The organism is Prodigiosinella aquatilis (assembly GCA_030388725.1).
In the GTDB taxonomy this organism is placed as follows: domain Bacteria; phylum Pseudomonadota; class Gammaproteobacteria; order Enterobacterales; family Enterobacteriaceae; genus Prodigiosinella; species Prodigiosinella aquatilis.
This window is the reverse complement of sequence record CP128857.1, coordinates 1,424,605-1,446,978: the sequence shown is the minus strand read 5'-3', so window position 1 is coordinate 1,446,978 and position 22,374 is coordinate 1,424,605. Positions and strand designations below refer to the sequence as shown.

The 22,374-nt window shown below is 48.7% G+C and carries 14 protein-coding genes and 1 pseudogene; 12 read left to right on the top strand and 3 right to left on the bottom strand.

The features are described 5' to 3' along the window. Nucleotides 1–81 precede the first annotated feature (81 nt). Genes PCO85_06755 through rcsB form a run of 3 tightly spaced genes read left to right on the top strand, consistent with a single transcriptional unit; the run spans nucleotide 82 to nucleotide 4,598 of the window. Nucleotides 82–1,263 carry an MFS transporter gene (locus tag PCO85_06755; protein ID WJV55111.1) on the top strand — a complete coding sequence of 394 codons (1,182 nt, stop codon included), beginning with the start codon at nucleotides 82–84 and terminating at the stop codon, nucleotides 1,261–1,263. A 4-nt stretch (nucleotides 1,264–1,267) separates the two neighbouring features. Continuing rightward, nucleotides 1,268–3,928, top strand: coding sequence for a phosphotransferase RcsD (gene rcsD, locus PCO85_06750; GenBank protein ID WJV55110.1), 2,661 nt, complete (start codon nucleotides 1,268–1,270; stop codon nucleotides 3,926–3,928). 22 nt (nucleotides 3,929–3,950) lie between these two features. Next, the gene (gene rcsB, locus PCO85_06745; GenBank protein ID WJV55109.1) at nucleotides 3,951–4,598 is read left to right on the top strand and encodes a response regulator transcription factor RcsB; all 648 of its coding nucleotides are present in this window, start codon (nucleotides 3,951–3,953) and stop codon (nucleotides 4,596–4,598) included. Nucleotides 4,599–4,652: 54 nt separating this feature from the next. Here rcsB and rcsC read toward each other — a convergent pair whose 3' ends face one another. Continuing rightward, nucleotides 4,653–7,514, bottom strand: coding sequence for a two-component system sensor histidine kinase RcsC (gene rcsC / locus PCO85_06740; GenBank protein WJV55108.1), 2,862 nt, complete (start codon nucleotides 7,512–7,514; stop codon nucleotides 4,653–4,655). A 125-nt stretch (nucleotides 7,515–7,639) separates the two neighbouring features. Further along, a complete protein-coding gene (gyrA, locus tag PCO85_06735; GenBank protein WJV55107.1) occupies nucleotides 7,640–10,279 on the bottom strand; it encodes a DNA topoisomerase (ATP-hydrolyzing) subunit A in 2,640 nt (879 codons plus the stop codon). A 257-nt stretch (nucleotides 10,280–10,536) separates the two neighbouring features. Between gyrA and ubiG the strand changes: the two genes are divergently transcribed. The 6 genes from ubiG to PCO85_06705 all read left to right on the top strand — a co-directional run bounded on the left by ubiG (nucleotide 10,537) and on the right by PCO85_06705 (nucleotide 17,419). Beyond that, on the top strand, nucleotides 10,537–11,256 hold the full coding sequence (gene ubiG, locus PCO85_06730; GenBank protein ID WJV55106.1) for a bifunctional 2-polyprenyl-6-hydroxyphenol methylase/3-demethylubiquinol 3-O-methyltransferase UbiG: 720 nt from the start codon (nucleotides 10,537–10,539) through the stop codon (nucleotides 11,254–11,256). A gap of 462 nt (nucleotides 11,257–11,718) precedes the next feature. Next, nucleotides 11,719–14,004 (top strand): class 1a ribonucleoside-diphosphate reductase subunit alpha, encoded by a 2,286-nt coding sequence (gene nrdA / locus PCO85_06725; protein ID WJV55105.1) that lies wholly within the window; start codon nucleotides 11,719–11,721, stop codon nucleotides 14,002–14,004. A gap of 71 nt (nucleotides 14,005–14,075) precedes the next feature. Beyond that, nucleotides 14,076–15,206, top strand: a complete 1,131-nt coding sequence (nrdB, locus tag PCO85_06720; protein ID WJV55104.1) for a class Ia ribonucleoside-diphosphate reductase subunit beta — start codon at nucleotides 14,076–14,078, stop codon at nucleotides 15,204–15,206. Between the two features lie 5 nt (nucleotides 15,207–15,211). After that, complete coding sequence (yfaE, locus tag PCO85_06715) at nucleotides 15,212–15,472, top strand: class I ribonucleotide reductase maintenance protein YfaE (protein ID WJV55103.1); 261 nt, start codon at nucleotides 15,212–15,214, stop codon at nucleotides 15,470–15,472. Nucleotides 15,473–16,049: 577 nt separating this feature from the next. Then, entirely contained in the window at nucleotides 16,050–16,964 is a 915-nt protein-coding gene (locus PCO85_06710) for an SPFH domain-containing protein (protein WJV55102.1), read from the top strand. Beyond that, complete coding sequence (locus PCO85_06705; GenBank protein ID WJV56016.1) at nucleotides 16,964–17,419, top strand: NfeD family protein; 456 nt, start codon at nucleotides 16,964–16,966, stop codon at nucleotides 17,417–17,419. The genes PCO85_06710 and PCO85_06705 overlap by 1 nt, the downstream gene beginning before the upstream one ends. Here the strand turns inward: PCO85_06705 and cueR are convergent. Then, on the bottom strand, nucleotides 17,416–17,850 hold the full coding sequence (gene cueR / locus PCO85_06700; GenBank protein WJV55101.1) for a Cu(I)-responsive transcriptional regulator: 435 nt from the start codon (nucleotides 17,848–17,850) through the stop codon (nucleotides 17,416–17,418). The genes PCO85_06705 and cueR overlap by 4 nt on opposite strands. A gap of 115 nt (nucleotides 17,851–17,965) precedes the next feature. Here cueR and copA point away from each other — a divergent pair, with 115 nt between their 5' ends. From copA to ybaK, 3 genes and pseudogenes are all read left to right on the top strand, one after another. After that, nucleotides 17,966–20,707, top strand: a complete 2,742-nt coding sequence (gene copA, locus PCO85_06695; GenBank protein ID WJV55100.1) for a copper-exporting P-type ATPase CopA — start codon at nucleotides 17,966–17,968, stop codon at nucleotides 20,705–20,707. Between the two features lie 118 nt (nucleotides 20,708–20,825). Then, nucleotides 20,826–21,626, top strand: coding sequence for a TraB/GumN family protein (locus PCO85_06690; GenBank protein ID WJV55099.1), 801 nt, complete (start codon nucleotides 20,826–20,828; stop codon nucleotides 21,624–21,626). Between the two features lie 31 nt (nucleotides 21,627–21,657). Beyond that, nucleotides 21,658–22,138 (top strand): annotated as a pseudogene (ybaK, locus tag PCO85_06685) (Cys-tRNA(Pro)/Cys-tRNA(Cys) deacylase YbaK). The last annotated feature ends 236 nt before the right edge of the window (nucleotides 22,139–22,374 follow it).

The window sequence follows — 22,374 nt, the reverse complement described above, 5'->3', positions numbered from 1 at the left end:
AAAATGATTCACTTATGGTAAAAGTAAGCGCTTATTTGTGCTTTTCTGACTCATGTTTTTTCTGGCGGTATCCATCAGGCTATGAGTACAACATTAGACCCCAAAACGACCAACGAACAACCGTCGCTTTCTGGCAGACCCGAGCAGATGGCAACACGCCTCGTCTTCTTCATTACAGGTATCACCATTTCTGCCTGGGCACCACTAATACCGTTCGCAAAGGCGCGACTCGGCATCAACGATGCGTCACTCGGCGCATTGTTATTAACGCTTGGTGTCGGATCATTACTCGCGATGTTACTGGCTGGATTCCTTACCAGCCGTTTTAGCTGTCGTCGTGTCATTCAGATAGCCACAATCTGCACATGTCTGATACTCCCTGCGCTGACCCAAGCCGATACCATACTGGAAATGGCGGTGGTTCTGTTTCTATTTGGTTTTGCGCTTGGCCTTATTGATGTTTCCATCAACATTCAGGCGGTAGTGGTGGAACAGGTCAGCGGCCACGCCATGATGTCGGGGTTTCATGGTTTTTACAGCGTGGGAGGAATTGCTGGCGCCGGGGGGCTGAGCGCCTGTCTTTGGCTGGGGCTGTCACCGTTCTTCGCTACATTAGTGGTGGTGACGCTCACTCTGCTGTTATTGCTTGGGTCACAACGTCACCTGCTCCGGTCAAAAAGCACACAAAACAAGGGGCCATTATTGGTATGTCCTCGTGGTCGGGTACTGATTATAGGCATACTTTGCTTCATAATGTTTCTGACCGAAGGCGCCATTCTGGACTGGGGGGCACTTTATCTGACTACTGCTCGTGGTTTTGACAATAGCTGGGCGGGTACCGGTTATGTGGCTTTTTCCATTACCATGACGGTGGGAAGACTTAACGGTGACCGAATCGTTAATGCGTTAGGGCGTTACGCCGTCGTCGCAGGAGGTAGTCTGTGTGCCGCTTTGGGTCTACTGTTGAGCATCAGCATTAACCATCCGGCAACGACCATTATCGGATTTATGATGGTCGGCATTGGCGCGTCTAATGTAGTCCCCATTCTTTTCACTGCTGCTGGTAACCAGAAAACCATGTCCACCAATATGGCAATCGCGTCTATCTCCATCCTCGGCTATATCGGTATTCTGGCCGGTCCAACACTGCTGGGATTCATTTCACAATGGAGCAACCTATCACTGGCACTGGGTGTTGTCATACTGTTGCTATTGATTGTCAGCGCAAGCGCACGCACCGTGACCCGTCCATCAGGAGCCTGATTTAATGCCCGCCATCATCATTCGTTACTTCGCCCTGTTCATTATGCTGTTACTCCTGATAACCGGGGTGTTTAGCTATAGCTATATCAATAGTTGGATGACGGAGAAAAAATACGATTTGACTGATATTGCAGAAGATATGCAAAAGCGTATCGATGCTTATCGATTCTATACCGACCAAATATACAAAAACCTGATCAACGATCCTGTCACCGCTACAGATAACGGTAATATCAATCTCATCACGCTGGTGCCGAATGTATTTTATGCAGAAAAAAGCGGCCAGAAAACAGATGCGCTGATCTTCGGGCAACATGACCAGGCGACCCTGAATTCAATGCGCAAAATGTCGCAGTACCTGGACATTTTGTGGGGTGCCACAACGGATGTGTATTCACTGTATTATCTGAACGGTGCGGATAATAGCCTGACGATGATCTCCACCCAACCATTGAAAGATATCTCTTCACAATTTCGCGGCAACTATATTTCCTCAATGGTGGAAGCCCGTAAAGCCGAGATGCTACAGCAGGCCAATGCGCTGGACGAACGCGAAAGCTTCTCTCCGCTACGTAAGCTAATCTTTTACAAAGATTATTATTTTACGCTGCGCACAACATTCAATCAGCCTGGACATCTGGCCACCGTGATCGCATTCGATCTGTCGATCAATGATCTGATTCCCCGGGATATGTCCAGCGAAGGGTTCATACTGCGCCAGCAGACACCCCCAACCAATATTGAATCGACAACAGAGAATGAAATCCCCACCGATGTCACGCTGGATGGCAGGACACTGGAAGTTTCTGCGCAGCTAATGAATGCCCCGATCAAAATCATCTACATGATTCCGCTGGGTCGTCTGGTTACCAACATGTTAAGCGCCAATATCTGGTTGATATTGCTTAATCTGGCTCTACTGGTCATTGCCCTGATGGGGTTCTATGCCTTCCGTCGTCACTATACTCGTCCCCAGGAAGATCTGTCGTATCGTCTTAAAAAACAACAAAGAATGTATACGGAAATTATCAGTCAGGTTCCCATCGGGGTATTGGTTTACGATTTCGGTAGTAACAAGGTAGTAGTTTCCAACTCGCTGGCGGAACGGCTCTCCCCTCATTTGAGCCTGAAGAAAATTGCAACACTGGCGGAGGAACATCAGGGAGTCATTCAAGTGACTGTCAATAACGAGATGTATGAAGTCCGCCTGTTCCACAGCCAGGAAGCACCTGATTATTACCTGTTCCTGCTGCGTGAGCAGGACCAGGAAATTCTGGTGAATAAAAAGCTACAGTTGGCACAACGGGAGCTTGATAAGAATATTGAGGTACGTAGCTGTCTATTTCGCAATTTAGGTCAGGAATTCAACCAACCTTTGTCATCAATATATGATCTTGCGCTTTCACTACAGAAAACCGATTATCAACCAGAACAACAACAAGTTATTCGGCAATTAATTGCCGAAGCGGCCCACGCCGTCAGACTGATGGAAAATATTTCACTACAAGCGCACCTAGAGACAGAAGAATGGGCTTCGGCACATGACACTTTCTCACTATTGACACTGATGGACAATCTGCTGCTGGAATCACTACCGCATATTCACCAGAAAGGATTGATGTTGTTTAACCATTATAATCTCGACATGCGTCAGACTTATTGTGGTGACAGCGAACTGTTAAAGAAAATGCTGTCATTATTGCTGGATTACTCCATCACTAATACAGATTATGGCAAGATTACTGTTTCCCTGACACAGGCAGACGATGCACCTGAACAGCTGATTATCCAGATCAGCGACACAGGCACTGAAATTTCTGACGTCATCCAGGATAATCTGCGTCACCCCTTTTCTACCCTGCCACTGGCAGATCGATTCAATCAAAATTCCGGACTAACCCTATTTTTGTGCAACCAGCTTTGTAACAAACTGGGGGGACAGTTACAAATTAACAGTAAGTCAGGGCTGGGAACACATTATATTCTGACGTTAATACTGGAACCGGAAGCTCTGCCTGTCGACGACGACGACGAAAAATTGCTGGATGGTATTACCGTATTACTCGATATCACTGCGATTGAAGTGCAACACATTGTCAATCGCATGGTCAGTAGTTGGGGGGGCAATTGTGTTATTTACGATGAACGATTGACGACACAAGAGGCCGCGCTGACGATTACGGATGATATGGAAAAATTGACCGATTACACCATTCTGGTTACCAGTGACGACACACAACTGGTGCCGATAGGTCATCATCGGTTGCGTACCAATTACAATATCAGCCAGCTTATGCTCGATGCCATGCTGAAACTGATTGAGCAGCAGTTGGAGACTTCTTCTGAAGATACCGTGTCAGAAAACGCTGATGATATCAGTCTCTACGTCCGTCAGATCAAAAACAGTGACTATTACTCACTGTTTGTAGAGACAGTACCGGAGGATTTAAAGAGACTGTATACTGAAACAGAAAACGGCGATTTTTTGTCACTGGCGCAGACCGCACATCGGCTTAAAGGCGTATTCGCCATGTTGAATCTGCACCCTGGCAAGCAATTATGTGAAGAGCTGGAGAAACTTATTACCTCACAGGATAGTGTACAGATTGAAAATAACCTTCAACGAATTGAACGTTTTGTCAGTGCATTACTACAGCAGGGGTAACTAACAACATGAGTAATAAACAATGAGTAACCTAAACGTAATTATTGCAGACGACCATCCTATTGTCATTTTTGGCATCAGAAAGTCGCTTGAGCAAATTGAATGGATAAATATCGTGGGTGAATTTGAGGAATCCACAACACTGGTCAATAATCTGCCTAAACTGGATGCCGACGTTTTAATTACTGATTTATCCATGCCTGGTGATAAATATGGCGATGGTATTACTTTAATCAAATATATCAAACGACATTTTCCACAGCTCTCCATTATCGTTCTTACCATGAATAACAATCCAGCCATTCTCAGTGCGGTACTGGAGTTGGATATTGAAGGTATTGTGTTAAAGCAAGGTGCGCCAACAGACCTTCCCAAAGCGCTGGCTGCCTTGCAAAAAGGCAAAAAATTCACACCAGAAAGCGTCACCAAAGTGCTGGAGAAAATCAGTGCCAGTGGTTATGGCGACAAGCGACTGTCCCCCAAAGAGAGTGAAGTGCTACGCCTGTTTGCCGAAGGTTTACTGGTGACAGAAATCGCCAAGAAACTGAACCGTAGTATCAAGACTATCAGTAGCCAGAAAAAATCAGCAATGACCAAGTTGGGTGTCGATAATGATATCGCCTTGCTGAATTATCTGTCTTCCGTCAGCGTTACCTCTGACAAAGAATAAACACACCGGGCGTGGTGAATACTTGTTTGCCATTCCCGGCCACGTTAGCCAGAGTCAAGAGGCGGACGATTCCTGTTTTTGTCGCACCAGATTACTGTAGTAGGACAGCGTTTTTTGCAAGGTATCCAACGTCACTGGCTTAGACAGACAGTTGTCCATACCAGCCTGTAAACAGCGTTGCCGCTCTTCTGCCAGGGCATTGGCAGTGACGCCAATCACGGGGAAAGTTTGTTGCATCTCCCTCAGGCACTGAGTCAATTTATAGCCATCCATATTCGGCATATTGACGTCAGTCAGCACGATATCAACACTGTTCTTCTTCAACCGCTCTAATGCATCAATTCCGTCATTGGCAGTAATAACCTGATACCCCAACGACACCAGTTGATCTGCCAGCAGACGCCGGTTAATCGGGTGATCATCCACAACCAGAATATTGATGTACTCATTTTCACTGTGGCTGTAACTGTCCACTTCCGGCGTTGTCACCGATGCCGGAAGTTCTGCCACCACGCGATAGATCCGCCGCAATAATAACGGCAAATCCTGCGGTGCAGAGGTACTGTACACCCAACAATCCGGACTGACTTGCTGCGCAGAACCGATATGTGAACCGCTAATCATGACCCAGGCACGCATGCTTATAGGCGTTGTTAACAGATAATCGGCGATCACTACATCGTCTGCACCGGTCTTCTGCCCTTCATGACGTCGAGCATCCAACCCATGAGCCTGCAAGAGATCCAGTAAATAGCCCTCCAGACGTACATTACGAACCAACAACCAGCATTTTTTCCCCAGTAAACTGGCGTCAATCACCGAATGAACATAATTAGCCTGATAAAGAGGAATGCGAATGCCAAATTGGCTTCCGATACCAGATTCAGATTCAATCATGATATCACCATCCATAAGGCTGACCAGCTTCTCACAAATCGCCAACCCCAGTCCGGTTCCCTGAAAATGACGCTGGACACCTGTTCCAGCCTGAAAGAAAGGATCAAACAACTTCATCACTTCCCGGGTATTAATACCGACGCCAGTATCCCGGATCAGAAACTCAAGATAACCATCCCGACAACCCACCTGAAACACAATACAGCCTGTATCAGTGAATTTAATGGCATTACTGATCAAGTTAGACAATACCTGCTGTAAACGGACCGGATCACCAGAAAGATTCAGCGGTACTCGGGGATCAATAAAGCAGTACAGCGTCAACCGTTTCTTCACAACCAACGGTAGATAATTGCCCACAATATGACTGATGACTTCACGAGGGGAAAACTCACAGGGCTCTATTTTCAGTTGTTCAGACTCTATCTTGGAAAAGTCGAGAATATCGCTGATGATTTTCAGCAGTAGCTCAGAAGAGTTATGCATGGCGGAAACCAGACGGTTTGCATCTTTAGGCAACGTCTTGGTTTGTATCAAATCAAGATTACCGATAATACCATAGAGCGGTGTTCGCAACTCATGACTAACCGTCGCCAGAAACATGGATTTAGACTGACTAGCCTGCTCCGCCGCATTTGCCATTTCCTGCAATGACTCCTCCATACGGACACGCGCACTCACATCCAGCAACACACAGATGGCGACATTCTCATTACGATAGCGCGAATGGACAAAGCTAATTTGCAGATGATGCTGGCGTCCAGTCAGTACATCGACTGACTTCGATTGCTGTTCACAAATAATATGGGTGATCCGTAAACGATCTTCATAACTCAACAGATTAAGATAATTATGGGCCAGTTCATTACTGAGAATATTAGTGCCGTCACTAAGGCGTAGAATGCAGATACCCACAGGGGCAGAAGCTACAATTTTACGATTGAACTGTTCATTTTCTTCCAGTTGAAATGCATTCTTCTCTGCTGGTCGGAATATCTTGCGCTCAAAGAGTCGCGTCATCAAAAACAGGAGAACAGCCACTAGTAAATTCAGCACCACAGTTTTAATTATCAACGAATTGAGCGCACTTAGTAGCACATCCAGCGGCAGCGAATACACAACATTTAATGTGGTTGGCAACAACACCTTTTTCAGAATCAGCTCGTTGTACCCATCGACATAACCAAAATAGTTAATCGCCTCAGGGTAATGGCTGATACTTGCACTATTACGATTCATATCGCTGAACTGCAACAGCGTCTTATTATTTTTATCCAGCAATTTCACGCCAATCGGTAAATCACCGCCCATCAGAAAATCATCCAGACGAATGGTTTGCTCTATCCCCATTATCGTGATGAGCCGGTTATTGTCATAAATTGGCGTTAAGGCATAGAAATAACCCACATCTGATGTAGGACCAGGAGTAACCCAGAAAACACTATCGTTCCGACGGCCTAATAATTGCTCATTTTTCTCATTCAGAAAGTGGTCCTGCACATTCTTCATCAGACTTTCACTATCCAAAGACTGGTTGCGGATCCCAAAATCCACCATGCACTGTTGATTGCTATCGACAAAAAAGATTCTGTTGAGATCGTAAACCGAAGAAAAATCCTCATGCCACTGTTCAAAAAAAGTCACCAGTGGTGTCAACTGCGCAGGATTTTTAGCATATATCGCCGAGCAATTTTGCCCCGAAGCAAGGGAATACACCGAAAACAATGATGATTTGGCAGGCACAGGCTGATCATGCTCTGCCGCAAAAAGAGTGTTTAACCGTTGGGTAGCCATGTATTTCAATTCACGCGCAATATCGGTGGCATGACGTATATACCCTTGCGACTGATCAAAGTTCAGGTTGAAGATCTGACGCAGTTGCGACTCTTTATCATTCATCACCTTACTGACATAAAATACCGATATCAGTGCACCAAGGAGCCACAGCATAATAGCCAGTACCCGGAACATATAGCGGGATACTTTGAGCGTAGTTTGAAATGAAGCTATAAATTTCAAAGGAATACCGTAAGGTTGTGGAATTATCACCAATAGGTAAAATCTGCGAATACACTACCGACACCGCATAAAAAAAGCCAGCGTATCACTCGCTGGCTCTGGGTTACTCTGGACAAGTATCTGGGTTATTCATCATCTTCAGGAATGTCGTCATCGTTATCGATGTCATCGACATTACCCTCATCTTCAGGCACTTCACCCTCAACGGCCACAACACCGTCCAGTTCTTCGTCTTCTACAGGTTCAGCAACTCGCTGCAAGCCAACGACATTTTCATCGTCCGCCGTGCGAATCAGCGTAACCCCTTGTGTATTACGGCCAACAATGCTGACTTCGGATACACGGGTGCGTACTAATGTGCCGGCATCGGTAATCATCATTATCTGATCAGCCGCATCAACCTGCACCGCACCAACAACCTTGCCATTGCGGTCGCTCACCTTGATTGAAATCACACCCTTGGTAGCACGGGATTTCACTGGATATTCGATGACCGCAGTACGCTTGCCAAAACCATTCTGCGTTACCGTCAGAATATCGCCTTCACCTCGAGGAATAATCAGGGAAACCACCCGATCTTCACCCTGCAAGTTGATACCTCTCACGCCTGTCGCTGTCCGGCCCATGCAACGTACTGCGCCTTCGGAGAAGCGAACCACTTTACCGGCAGCAGAGAACAACATCACTTCATCGCTACCATCGGTGAGATCAACCCCGATCAGCTCATCACCGTCATTCAGATTCACAGCAATGATACCGGCGCTGCGTGGACGGCTGAATCCGGTCAGTGCGGTTTTCTTCACTGTACCGCTGGCCGTTGCCATGAACACACTCTTCCCTTCTTCGTACTCACGTACCGGTAGGATAGCCGTAATACGTTCATTTGGCTCCAACGGCAACAGATTCACGATCGGGCGACCGCGTGCTCCACGGCTGGCTTCCGGCAACTGGTAAACTTTCATCCAATAGAGTCGGCCACGACTGGAGAAACACAGGATAGTGTCATGGGTATTAGCCACCAGCAGGCGATCGATGAAATCTTCTTCTTTAATACGCGCAGCAGATTTTCCTTTACCACCACGACGTTGTGCTTCGTAGTCGCTCAGCGGCTGATATTTGACATAACCCTGATGAGACAACGTCACCACCACATCTTCCTGGCTGATCAAATCTTCGATATTGATGTCAGCAGTGTTATGGGTGATTTCCGTACGACGAGGATCGTTATACTGCTCTTTGATCGCTTCCAGCTCTTCGCGGATCACTTCCATCAGACGTTCTGGGTTCTGCAGAATGTACAGCAGCCCGGCAATCTGAGTCAGAAGTTCTTTATACTCATCCAGCAATTTCTCATGCTCAAGACCAGTCAGCTTCTGCAAACGCAGATCCAGAATCGCCTGAGCCTGAGGCTCGGTGAGATAATATTTCCCGTCATGAATACCGAATTCCGGCTCCAGCCATTCCGGCCGTGCGGCATCATCCCCCGCACTTTCCAGCATGGCGGCAACGGAACCCAAATCCCAGGGTTTGGAAATCAATCCCGCTTTGGCATCCGCCGGTGTTGAAGCATGACGAATCAACTCGATTATCGGATCGATATTCACCAGAGCAATCGCCAGGCCTTCCAGGATATGGGCCCGCTCGCGTGCTTTACGCAGTTCAAAGATAGTTCGGCGGGTAACCACTTCACGACGATGACGGACGAATGCAGATAAAATATCCTTCAACGTCATAAGCTTAGGTCTTCCCTGATGCAGGGCGACCATATTGATACCAAAAGAAACCTGCATCTGCGTCTGGGAATACAGATGGTTCAGCACCACCTCACCAACCCCATCACGCTTGATTTCAATCACGATGCGCATACCGTCTTTATCCGACTCGTCACGCAGCGCGCTGATTCCCTCAATACGCTTATCTTTTACCAGCTCGGCGATTTTCTCAATCAGGCGGGCTTTATTCACCTGATATGGAATTTCATGCACGATGATCGTCTCACGACCACTTTTGGCATCAGCTTCTACCTCGGCGCGAGCACGGATATAAACCTTGCCACGACCGGTACGGTAGGCTTCCTCAATACCACGCTTGCCGTTAATGATGGCAGACGTAGGGAAATCCGGCCCTGGTATATGGGCCATCAGGCCTTCGACGCTGATATCTTCATCGTCAATATAGGCCAGGCAACCGTTGATCACTTCAGACAAGTTATGAGGAGGAATATTGGTCGCCATCCCCACCGCAATACCGGACGAACCATTTACCAGCAGATTCGGAATGCGGGTAGGCATAACGTCAGGAATCTGCTCCGTACCGTCATAGTTCGGTACAAAATCGACGGTATCTTTTTCCAGATCGGCAAGCAGTTCATGGGCAATTTTCGACATGCGAACTTCGGTATAACGCATTGCAGCGGCGGAATCGCCGTCAACGGAACCGAAGTTACCCTGACCATCTACCAACATGTAACGCAATGAAAACGGCTGCGCCATACGCACAATAGTGTCATATACCGCGCTATCACCATGTGGGTGATATTTACCGATAACATCCCCGACCACACGGGCCGATTTTTTGTAAGGTTTATTCCAGTCATTCCCGAGTACACTCATCGCAAACAGTACGCGACGATGTACCGGCTTCAGGCCATCACGAACATCTGGCAACGCACGCCCGACAATAACAGACATGGCATAATCCAGATATGAGCTTTTCAGCTCGTCCTCGATGTTGACCGGTGTAATTTCTCTGGCAAGGTCGCTCATGGAGCCGCTATCCCTCTATTAATGCATCCACCCGGGTTCAAAAGGTGAAAAATTATAGCACAAAGCGCAGTTTCTGGGAAAACTCCACACCCGTTACCCGGCTTTTATTCATCAGAAAAAACGTCACCCGGACAGAAAAGAATCGCCACATCACATTTATCCCTTCATACCGACAAGAATAACCAGCCGACTACAACATCGGTTGCAGGATAGATATACTCGCTATAGCGAAAATAAAGACAAGGTTATAAATACCCATGAATGCAGACACCAAACCCCTGAATGTCGATCACCAGGAAATTGCCAAATTTGAGGCAGTAGCCTCCCGCTGGTGGGATCTGGAAGGTGAGTTCAAACCATTACATCGTATTAACCCACTGCGCCTGAATTATATTGCTCAACACGCAGAAGGTATTTTTGGCAAAAAAGTACTGGATGTCGGCTGTGGTGGCGGCATTCTGGCAGAAAGCATGGCCCTGGAGGGAGCCAGTGTTACCGGGTTGGACATGGGTAGCGAACCGTTACAGGTAGCGCGGCTGCACGCACTGGAAAGCGGTATTATCGTTAACTATGTGCAAGAGACGGTAGAAACGCACGCTGAAGCCTATGCTGGTGAATATGACATCGTCACCTGTATGGAATTGCTGGAGCATGTCCCAGACCCACAGTCAGTAGTGAAAGCCTGCGCCAGGTTGGTGAAACCGGGAGGGCACGTCTTTTTCTCCACCATAAACCGTAATGCCAAGGCCTGGCTAATGTTGATTGTCGGTGCCGAATACATTACCAATATGGTTCCTCGCGGTACGCATGACATCAAAAAATTTATCCGTCCGGCGGAACTGTTGCAGTGGGTTGACGCCACTCGTCTGCGGGAGCGTCACATCAGTGGCCTGCATTACAATCCACTAACCGACCGTTTCCGGTTGGGAACAAATGTAGACGTCAACTACATGGTACATACCCGGTGCGACAGTTAAAAAAAACCAAATAATTTTTAAAACCAGTGCCTTTGTAACACTGGTTTTTTTATATCCAAAGCTCAAGAATAGATGCCCCTTCCACTCTCCCGGCTATTTAACGCATTTCGGCGTCAGCAGATTATTCCGAACGCTTCGTACTTGAATCTTCTTCAGATCAAGAAGATAATTTTCACATCGGACAAGAAACCGGCATTCGATCAATTTTTTTATTTTTCCATTCGTTCGGTTGACAAAAAAAGAAGCCGCATAGGGGCTGGGATTTAGCGCATTTGTAACATTTTGTCCCTATGTTATCCACAAACCCGCAGTTTTTGTTCACTTGCAATCACTGACTTTTCCCACTATCTTGTTATCAAAACCAACCCAACCCCCTATATATAGTGTTTGCTTCTGACAAAAAACACTATTTTCGTTTTTGTTATAATAGGGTGTTAAAAGAAATAACAGGTACTAAGCCACATGAATCAGAGTCTGCTCGTTACCAAACGCGATGGCAGTAAAGAACGCATCAATCTGGATAAAATCCACCGGGTGATCGCCTGGGCTGCAGAAGGATTACACAACGTCTCTGTTTCGCAGGTTGAATTGCGTTCCCACATTCAATTTTATGACGGTATAAAAACCGCTGATATCCACGAAACCATTATCAAAGCGGCGGCCGACCTTATTTCCCGGGAAAGTCCTGACTATCAGTATCTGGCCGCGCGTCTGGCCATTTTTCATCTGCGTAAAAAAGCTTACGGTCAATTTGAACCACCATCACTGTACGATCATGTGGTGAAAATGGTTGGGCTGGGCAAATACGATCATCATCTGCTGAAAGATTACACGCCTGAAGAATTTACCCAGATGAATATGTTTATCGATCACTGGCGCGATATGAACTTCTCTTATGCTGCTGTCAAGCAACTGGAGGGGAAGTATCTGGTGCAAAACCGCGTCACGGGCGACATCTATGAAAGCGCCCAGTTCCTGTATCTGTTAGTCTCAGCATGCCTGTTTTCGGGCTATCCGCGCGAAACGCGTCTGGATTATGTCAAACGCTTCTACGACGCCATTTCCACGTTCAGGATTTCACTGCCGACACCCATTATGTCTGGCGTGCGTACCCCGACCCGTCAGTTCAGCTCTTGCGTACTAATCGAATGCGGCGACAGCCTTGATTCCATCAATGCCACGTCCAGTGCGATTGTTAAATATGTTTCCCAGCGAGCAGGTATCGGTATCAACGCCGGTCGCATCCGTGCACTGGGTAGCCCGATTCGCGGTGGTGAAGCCTTTCACACCGGCTGTATTCCTTTCTACAAACATTTCCAGACGGCAGTGAAATCCTGCTCTCAGGGCGGTGTACGTGGTGGTGCGGCCACATTGTTCTACCCGTTGTGGCATCTGGAAGTGGAAAGTCTGCTGGTGCTGAAAAACAATCGGGGTGTGGAAGGTAACCGCGTCCGTCATCTCGACTATGGCGTACAACTCAACAAACTGATGTATCAACGGCTGGTTAAGGGTGAAGACATTACGCTGTTCAGCCCGTCAGATGTTCCCGGTCTCTATGACGCGTTCTTCGCCGATCAAGATGCATTCGAACAGTTGTATGTGAAGTATGAACAGGATGACAGCATCCGCAAAAAGCAGATCAAAGCGGTAGAACTGTTCTCCCTGATGATGCAAGAGCGCGCGTCCACGGGCCGCATCTATATTCAGAATGTGGATCACTGCAATACCCACAGCCCATTTGACGCACAGGTAGCGCCAGTACGTCAGTCCAATCTGTGCCTGGAAATCGCGCTGCCCACCAAACCGCTGAATGACGTCAATGACGAAAGTGGTGAAATTGCGCTTTGCACGCTTTCCGCTTTCAACCTTGGCGCCATTGACAGTCTGGACGACCTGGAAGAGTTGGCGACACTGGCGGTACGCTCGCTGGATGCTCTGCTCGATTATCAGGACTATCCGATCCTTGCTGCAAAGCGTGGTGCTATGGGTCGTCGCACATTAGGTATTGGTGTCATTAATTTCGCCTACTATCTGGCTAAAAACGGCGTGCGCTATTCCGATGGCAGTGCTAATAACCTGACGCACAGAACCTTTGAAGCTATTCAGTATTATCTGCTGAAAGCATCGAATGCATTAGCCCGCGAACAGGGTCCTTGCCCATGGTTCAACGAAACCACGTATGCACAAGGTCTGCTGCCGATTGATACATATAAACGCGATCTGGACACCATTTGCAGTGAACCTTTGCATTATGACTGGGATGCGCTACGTAAGGATATTAAACAGTATGGTCTGCGTAACTCTACGTTGTCCGCGCTGATGCCATCCGAAACCTCATCACAGATCTCCAATGCGACCAATGGTATTGAGCCGCCACGGGGTTATATCAGTGTGAAAGCGTCCAAAGACGGTATTCTGCGTCAGGTGGTGCCTGAATATGAACGTCTGAAAGATGCATATGAATTACTCTGGGACATGCCTAACAATGATGGTTATCTGCAACTGGTGGGGTTAATGCAGAAGTTTGTCGACCAGGCAATCTCCTCTAACACGAATTACGACCCGGCACGTTTCCCGTCAGGGAGAGTTCCGATGAAACAGCTCCTGAAAGATTTGCTCACAGCGTACAAATTTGGTGTGAAAACGCTGTATTACCAGAACACCCGTGACGGTGCCGAAGACACGCAGGGCGACCTGTTGGATACCCCTCAGGACGACAGTTGCGAAAGCGGTGCTTGTAAGATCTGAGTCTATTACAGAGGCTGCTCCACAGCCTCTGTTTTTAACAAGAGAACCATTACTGCCAGATCGAGATACTCATGGCCTATACCACTTTTTCACAGAATAAAAACAACCAACTACTGGAACCGATGTTCTTCGGCCAGCCAGTCAACGTGGCGCGTTACGATCAGCAAAAATATGAAATTTTTGAAAAGCTGATCGAAAAACAGCTTTCTTTCTTCTGGCGCCCGGAAGAAGTCGATGTGTCCCGCGACCGTATCGACTATCAGGGTATGCCCGAACACGAGAAACACATTTTTATCAGCAACCTGAAATACCAGACGCTGCTGGACTCCATCCAGGGACGCAGCCCAAACGTGGCCTTGCTGCCACTGATTTCCATTCCCGAGCTGGAAACCTGGGTGGAAACCTGGGCGTTTTCAGAAACGATTCACTCCCGCTCCTACACACACATTATCCGTAATATTGTCAACGACCCGTCACTAGTATTTGATGACATTGTGACCAATGAGGAAATTCTCAAACGGGCAAAAGATATCTCCGGCTTTTATGATGATCTGATTGAAATGACCAGCTACTACCACCTACTGGGAGAAGGCACACATCAGATCAATGGCAAGAGTATTACTATCAACCTTCACGTATTGAAGACAAAACTCTATCTATGCCTGATGAGTGTCAACGCACTGGAAGCCATTCGTTTCTATGTCAGTTTTGCCTGTTCATTTGCTTTCGCTGAACGCGAGCTGATGGAAGGCAACGCCAAAATCATCAAGCTGATCGCCCGTGACGAAGCCCTGCATCTGACAGGAACGCAGCACATACTAAATCTGATGCGTGCTGGTCATGACGACCCGGAAATGGCGCAGGTGGCGGAAGAGTGTCAACAACAGTGCTACGATCTGTTCGTACTGGCAGCGCAGCAGGAGAAAGAGTGGGCAGATTATCTGTTCCGCGATGGCTCGATGATTGGCCTGAACAAAGACATTCTTTGCCAGTATGTGGAATATATTACCAACATCCGTATGCAAGCCGTTGGTTTACCACTACCGTTTGAAACCCGCACCAATCCGATTCCGTGGATCAACGCCTGGCTGGTTTCAGACAACGTACAAGTGGCACCACAAGAAGTTGAAGTCAGCTCTTATCTGGTCGGTCAGATTGATTCGGAAATCAACGCCGATGACCTGAGCGATTTCCAACTGTAATTTCCATGAATATTTCAACAATTACTCTGCGCATCTCTGGTGCGCAGCTTTCCTGTTCAGACGAACACTCGTCACTGCTGGATGTTCTTGAATCCCACCGGATAAATGTCGACTATCAGTGTCGATCTGGTTATTGCGGCGCCTGTCGTACCCGACTGCTGAAAGGGAGTGTGGTCTACCGACAAGCACCACTGGCCTGCCTTCGACAGGATGAGATTCTGCCCTGCTGCTGCATGCCTGTGGATGATATTGAGCTGGATATATAATAATGCCTTTGTAACTGCACTATTATTCTGTTTATTTTTATAGCTACAGGCGTTGCTTAATCATTTCGGATAACGCAGGTTATTCTAGTTAGCAATATTTCATTTTATGGTTTTCTAGCAAGACACTATACCCCCAAATAATTCGAGTTGCAGGAAGGCGGCAAGAGAGTGAATCCCGATGAGCTTACTCAGATAAGTGATTCGGGTGAACGAACGCAGCCAACACACCTGCAACTTGAAGTATGACGGGTATATTCCCTCATACTAATTACGTTCAATAACAAATAATTGTCGGCACCTGCTTGTCCCGCCATCTTCCGGTCGTCTCAGTGAAGCCATATTGCTCAATCCAGTTGAAAACAGAGCGATGAAATCAGCAGATCGGCAAAGCAATTGGGCAAATTGCAGTATCTCCGATATTATCATTAACAAACAATCCCGAATCAGCAGATAACGGGGGTTTGGTCGCTTGCTGGGAATAGGCAGCAGCCACTCCGTCGAGCGTCGTTCCCCCCCCGATGATGTGTAATGAGATATCGGCTTAATCGGGATATAAAAAACCACTGGAGGCTCATTGATGTTTACGTTTATTCCTGTCGTAATTTTTGTCGCGCTGATCATTGTCTGGTCAGGTATCAAGATCGTGCCACAAGGTTACCAATGGACGGTGGAACGCTTTGGGCGTTATACCCGCACGCTGATGCCCGGACTGAATCTGGTGGTGCCGTTTATGGATCGCATCGGCCGCAAGATCAACATGATGGAACAAGTGCTGGATATCCCGTCACAAGAAATTATCTCACGTGACAACGCCAATGTAGCCATTGATGCCGTTTGCTTTATTCAGGTTATCGATCCTGCACGAGCGGCTTATGAAGTCAGCAATCTGGAGCAGGCTATTGTTAATCTGACCATGACCAACTTCCGTACCGTGCTGGGTTCAATGGAACTGGATGAAATGCTCTCACAACGCGACAGCATTAATACCCGTTTGCTGCACATTGTCGACGAAGCAACCAATCCATGGGGTATTAAAATCACCCGAATAGAGATCCGTGACGTTCGTCCGCCAGCAGAGTTGATTGCTGCCATGAACGCGCAGATGAAAGCCGAACGTAACAAACGTGCTGATATTCTTGAAGCGGAAGGTATCCGTCAGGCCGCGATTCTGAAAGCCGAAGGGGAGAAACAGTCACAGATTCTGAACGCGGAAGGTCTTCGTCAGTCCGCATTTTTAGAAGCCGAGGCCCGCGAACGTGCAGCCGAAGCCGAAGCCCGTGCCACGCAGATGGTATCTGAAGCAATTGCGGCGGGTAACATTCAGGCAATCAACTATTTTGTAGCACAGAAATATACTGATGCGCTAAAAACCATCGGCTCCGCCAGCAACAGTAAAGTGATTATGATGCCACTGGAGGCCAGTAATTTGATGGGGGCGATTGGCGGCATTACCGAACTGATAAAAAGCAGCCAGGATAATCGAGGTCAATGATGGGAATTGAACTGGTGATGGAAAATGCGCACTGGTTCTGGTTATCACTCGGCGGCCTGTTGCTGGCAGCCGAGATGCTGGGTACCAGCGGCTATCTGTTATGGAGCGGGATGTCCGCAGTACTGGTTGGATTACTGGTCTGGCTGGTGCCGATAAGCTGGCCGTGGCAGGGGACCGCATTTGCCATTCTGACCATTATCACCGCCCTGCTCTGGTGGTATTGGCTGCGTAAACGCGCACTAAATCGTCCCCCCTCTACACTGAACCAGCGTGGACAGCAATTGGTCGGACTACGAGTCACACTAACTGAACCGGTCGTGGACGGGTTTAGTCGCGTCAGAATCGGTGATAGTACCTGGCGGGTGACAACCAGACAGGATTTGGCGGCAGGTACGGTCGTGGAAGTGATCGCCGTTGAAGGCATTACACTACATGTCCGCGCCCTTAACACCTAGCGGGAGTTATTCTCTCTCGACGGCAGTACGGTATCCTGATGGCAACACCCGGACAGATGGCTCATAATCGGACACTCTGCATTATTGTCACCAGGACACTCATCGGCCATCGCCATCAAGCGCTGACGCATGTGTTTTAATTCTTCAATCTGTACTTCAATGTCCCGAACTTTTTGCAGGGTTCGTGCTTTGACATCAGCACTGTGCCGCATCGGGTCATTAAACAGCGTGACCAGCTCACGACACTCTTCCAGACTAAACCCAACCTGGCGTGCCTGGCGCAGTAGTGTCAGTTCTTCAACATGATGAGCGTTATAACTACGATAGCCATTTTCACAACGTAATGGTGCCGTCAATAACCCTTTTTCCTCATAAAAACGGATTGTCTTGCTGCTAAGACTGGTTTTTTTGGCTACGTCGCTAATGTTCATTATTCCCCCTTGACCCTCCCCTTGCTGGAAGGTTTAACCTATCCTATAACTAGTGGAAATCATACGACCGGTCAACGAATTTGACCAACGGTTGTGATCACGGGAGAAAATTATTATGTCTCAAACTATTGTATTGTCACTACAGGGTTTGTCCTGCGAGCACTGTATTGGGCGAGTAAAAAAAGCACTGGAAGATCGTCCGGATGTGGAACATGCAGAGGTATCACTAAAGTATGCCAAAATTACCGGCGAAGCAGACAACCACACGCTGATTGCTGCGATAGAGCAGGCTGGCTATAAAGCCAGCCCCGCCACCATACCGGACGTCACCTTGCAGCTTTCCGGTCTGAACTGCCAGCATTGTGTGGCGTCGGTCCGTAAAGCGCTGGAAGCCGTTCCTGATGTTAGTGCAGTGGATGTTTCACTGGAACAAGCGCTGATTTACGGTGACGTAACCCCAGACACACTAGTGCAAGCTGTTGAACAGGCTGGTTTCCATGCCAGCGACACTACAGGTGCTGCTCACCCAAAAACTGAGCCGCTGACACCGATAGCAACTACGCCGGAAATGCTGTCAGCGGCTTCAGTATCCATTCCGGCCATCACTGAAAATACAGATGACGAAGAGAGTATTCAGCTCTTACTGCAAGGTATGAGCTGCGCCAGCTGTGTAAATCGGGTACAACAGGCGCTTGAGAACGTCAGCGGCGTCACCCAGGCCCGGGTCAATCTGGCCGAGCGTAGTGCATTGGTCAGCGGAACAGCATCGCATCAGGCATTGATCGACGCAGTGGAAAACGCGGGCTATGGCGCTGAGATCATTCTGGACGAAGAGGAGCGACGGGCGCGTCAGCAGCAAACAGCACAGCAAAACGTTCGGCGTTTCCAGTGGCAGGCGGCACTGAGTTTACTACTGGGTATCCCGTTGATGTTGTGGGGCGTTCTGGGCGGTAGTATGACATTAACCGCCGGGAATCGTACTCCGTGGCTGATGATAGGTGTGCTCACACTGGCCGTGATGATCTTTGCCGGAGGACACTTCTATCGCAACGCCTGGCGCAGCCTGCGCAACGGCGGCGCCACCATGGATACCCTGGTAGCGTTGGGGACGGGTGCCGCCTGGCTATATTCCATCACCGTCAACCTCTGGCCGGATAGCTTCCCACTGGAAGCGCGTCACCTCTATTACGAGGCCAGCGCCATGATCATCGGTCTAATTAATCTCGGTCATGCACTGGAGCAACGAGCCCGTCAACGGTCATCTCGTGCACTGGAACACCTGCTGGATTTAACCCCCCCGACGGCACGAGCCGTCACTCCACAGGGAGATCAACTTATCCCACTGGCGGAAGTGAAGAGCGGAATGACACTGCGTCTGACCACCGGCGACCGAGTGCCAGTTGATGGTGAAATTCTGCAAGGCGACCTGTGGATGGATGAAGCCATGCTTACTGGTGAGCCGATTCCGCAACAAAAATCAACCGGCGAGAAAATCCATGCCGGTACACTGGTGCAGGATGGCAGCGCCACTTTTCGGGCTGAAGCGATTGGCAACCAGACTACCCTGGCCCGAATCATTCACATGGTTCGTCAGGCTCAGAGCAGCAAACCTGCCATTGGCCAACTGGCAGACCGAATTTCTGCCGTGTTTGTACCAATAGTGGTCGCGATTGCGCTGATCAGCGGAGCCATCTGGTATTTCATCGGACCACCACCGCAAATCATCTACACACTGGTGATCGCCACCACAGTACTGATCATCGCCTGCCCTTGTGCATTGGGTTTGGCGACCCCGATGTCCATTATCTCTGGCGTTGGGCGGGCCGCCGAACTGGGTGTACTGGTACGTGATGCGGACTCACTGCAACAGGCCAGTCGACTGGATGTACTGGTATTCGATAAAACCGGGACATTGACCGAAGGGCAACCACGGGTAGTGAAAATCCATACTTTTGGCGACATCAGTGAGCAACAAGCGCTTATCTGGGCGGCATCGCTGGAACAGGGGGCCAATCATCCACTGGCAAAAGCTATCGTCAACCAGGCTGACGGACTGCCTCTCAGTGAAATCACCCAATTTCGGACATTGCGGGGGTTGGGTGTCAGCGGGCAGGCTGATTCGATATCCTTGTTATTGGGCAATCCGTCACTGCTAAGCCAACACCAGGTTGCACTTACCACCGTCCAACCTGATGGGTTATCACCTCAGCAACGCTTGCAGCAGCAGGCAGAGCGTGGCGTTACCCCGGTGTTGTTGGCGGCGAACGGTCAAATCGTCGCACTGTTCTCGATATTCGATCCACTGCGCCAGGATAGCGCAAGTGCGTTACAGCGCCTGCATCAACAGGGATATCAATTAGTCATGCTGACGGGAGATAACCCGGTGACCGCCAACGCGATTGCCAAAGAGGCCGGTATCGATCAAGTCATCGCCGGAGTGTTGCCAGACGGCAAGGCGGATGCGATTAAAGCCTTACAGGCACAGGGTAAACGCGTTGCCATGATTGGTGATGGTATCAACGATGCACCAGCGCTGGCTCAGGCAGATCTGGGAATCGCCATGGGCGGCGGCAGTGATATCGCTATCGAAACGGCCGCTATGACGCTAATGCGCCATAGTTTGCATGGCGTGGCCGATGCGCTGGCGCTATCGCGCGCTACGCTGCGAAATATGAAACAAAACCTTATGGGAGCGTTTATCTATAACTCGCTGGGTATCCCTATCGCTGCCGGCGTGCTTTACCCCATTACCGGAACACTACTCAGTCCGGTCATCGCCGGAGCAGCCATGGCACTCTCTTCCATCACGGTAGTCAGCAACGCTAACCGATTGCTGCGTTTCACTCCCCGCTCCTGATGTAAACACCTGACCACTCAAGGGTGGTCAAACAAACTCTCTCTTTTCGGTCTAATACCGATACAACTTGTCCCTTGATGCGTTTAGCATGGAGAGATCATCACAGGAGACAATGCGTATGAGGCAACTGCTACGACAAATGGCGACATTTCTGGGTTTTATCTCTCCAGGAGGCTATGCCTACCCCGCCGTCGATGTTCAGGTAGCAAACCAGCGGCAATTTCATCTGGTGGGCAGTATTCACATGGGAACTATTGATATGTCTCCGTTGCCCGTTGAATTACGTCGGCAACTGCAACACGCTTCAGCACTGGTGGTAGAAGCCGATATTTCAGACCAAAGCTCGCCATTCAGCGATATTGAGAGCGAACCACCGCTGGCGGAGCGGCTGGATACAAAAACCGACGCGTTATTGAAAAAATTATGTACCGAGTTGACTTTCAATTATGACAGTATTGAACATCTCCCCGCCTGGCAGATAGCCTTAATGCTACAGGCTCGGCAGGCCCTGATGCTGGGATTGCGACCCGACTATGGTATCGACTATCAGTTGATTACGGCGGCCAGAGAGCAAGGGCTGGAAATTATTGAACTGGAAGGTCAGCAAGCACAGGTAGGATTGCTACAACAATTACCCTATGGCGGAGCGCAACTGTTAGAGGACACATTAATCCACTGGCACACCAACGCCCGGCTACTGCAAACCATGGTGAGTTGGTGGTTAAACGGCAAACCCGTTTTAACTGAGCAGATTCCGCCTACATTTGGCAATGAAATGTCGGAACTGTTAATGAATCAACGTAACCGTCACTGGAAACAACGGTTAATAACGCTGCCTCCCGGGCAGTATGTCGTGGCCGTCGGTGCACTTCATCTGTATGGCGACGGCAACCTGCCCCAATTATTACAGACTCATTGAACAACCTATCCCATGTAAGGACCGTGACATCATGACTCCCGCAGTAAAACTGCTTGAGAAGAATAACATCACCTTTACGCTTCACAGTTACCATCACGATACTGATGAAACCAATTTCGGTGAAGAAGCAGCAAGCAAGCTTGGCCTGGATAAGCAGCAGGTCTATAAAACACTGTTGGTCGCATTAAACGGCGATGCAAAAAAACTGGCGGTGGCTGTCACCCCCGTCGCCAGTCAGCTGGACTTGAAAAAAGTGGCAAAAGCGCTGTCCGCCAAAAAAGCCGATATGGCCGACCCACAAATTGCCCAACGGGTTACGGGCTACCTGGTCGGTGGGATCAGCCCGCTGGGTCAAAAAAAAATTACTGCCTACCGTGATTGATGAAATGGCACAACAGTTTGGCACCATTTTTATTTCCGGGGGAAAACGCGGTCTGGATATTGAACTGGCCGCATCAGATCTCGCGCATCTGCTGAAAGCCAATTTCGCCGATATCGCCAAACGAGACTAAAAAAGTTGGTAGTCGGGGGTTTCGCGGCCAGTGGACTCTCGGCTACCGCTTCGTAACACAGTAGCGGATAACGTTCCCCGTCACACAAAGCGTATCATCGGACCACTCTACACAGTCACCGTTAAATCACGGTTTTTCAGTTCTGCCTGACGATCACCGATCCCTTCTGACATCAGCCCTCATATTGGTCCTACCAATCAAATAGAAAATGTGACCGTTTTAGGCATAACGACAAA

Coding starts and splice junctions, on each gene's coding strand:
- PCO85_06755 (WJV55111.1), top strand. CDS start 82: ATGAGTACAACATTAGACCCCAAAACGACCAACGAACAACCGTCGCTT.
- rcsD (WJV55110.1), top strand. CDS start 1,268: ATGCCCGCCATCATCATTCGTTACTTCGCCCTGTTCATTATGCTGTTA.
- rcsB (WJV55109.1), top strand. CDS start 3,951: ATGAGTAACCTAAACGTAATTATTGCAGACGACCATCCTATTGTCATT.
- gyrA (WJV55107.1), bottom strand. CDS start 10,279: ATGAGCGACCTTGCCAGAGAAATTACACCGGTCAACATCGAGGACGAG.
- ubiG (WJV55106.1), top strand. CDS start 10,537: ATGAATGCAGACACCAAACCCCTGAATGTCGATCACCAGGAAATTGCC.
- nrdA (WJV55105.1), top strand. CDS start 11,719: ATGAATCAGAGTCTGCTCGTTACCAAACGCGATGGCAGTAAAGAACGC.
- nrdB (WJV55104.1), top strand. CDS start 14,076: ATGGCCTATACCACTTTTTCACAGAATAAAAACAACCAACTACTGGAA.
- yfaE (WJV55103.1), top strand. CDS start 15,212: ATGAATATTTCAACAATTACTCTGCGCATCTCTGGTGCGCAGCTTTCC.
- PCO85_06710 (WJV55102.1), top strand. CDS start 16,050: ATGTTTACGTTTATTCCTGTCGTAATTTTTGTCGCGCTGATCATTGTC.
- PCO85_06705 (WJV56016.1), top strand. CDS start 16,964: ATGGGAATTGAACTGGTGATGGAAAATGCGCACTGGTTCTGGTTATCA.
- cueR (WJV55101.1), bottom strand. CDS start 17,850: ATGAACATTAGCGACGTAGCCAAAAAAACCAGTCTTAGCAGCAAGACA.
- copA (WJV55100.1), top strand. CDS start 17,966: ATGTCTCAAACTATTGTATTGTCACTACAGGGTTTGTCCTGCGAGCAC.
- PCO85_06690 (WJV55099.1), top strand. CDS start 20,826: ATGAGGCAACTGCTACGACAAATGGCGACATTTCTGGGTTTTATCTCT.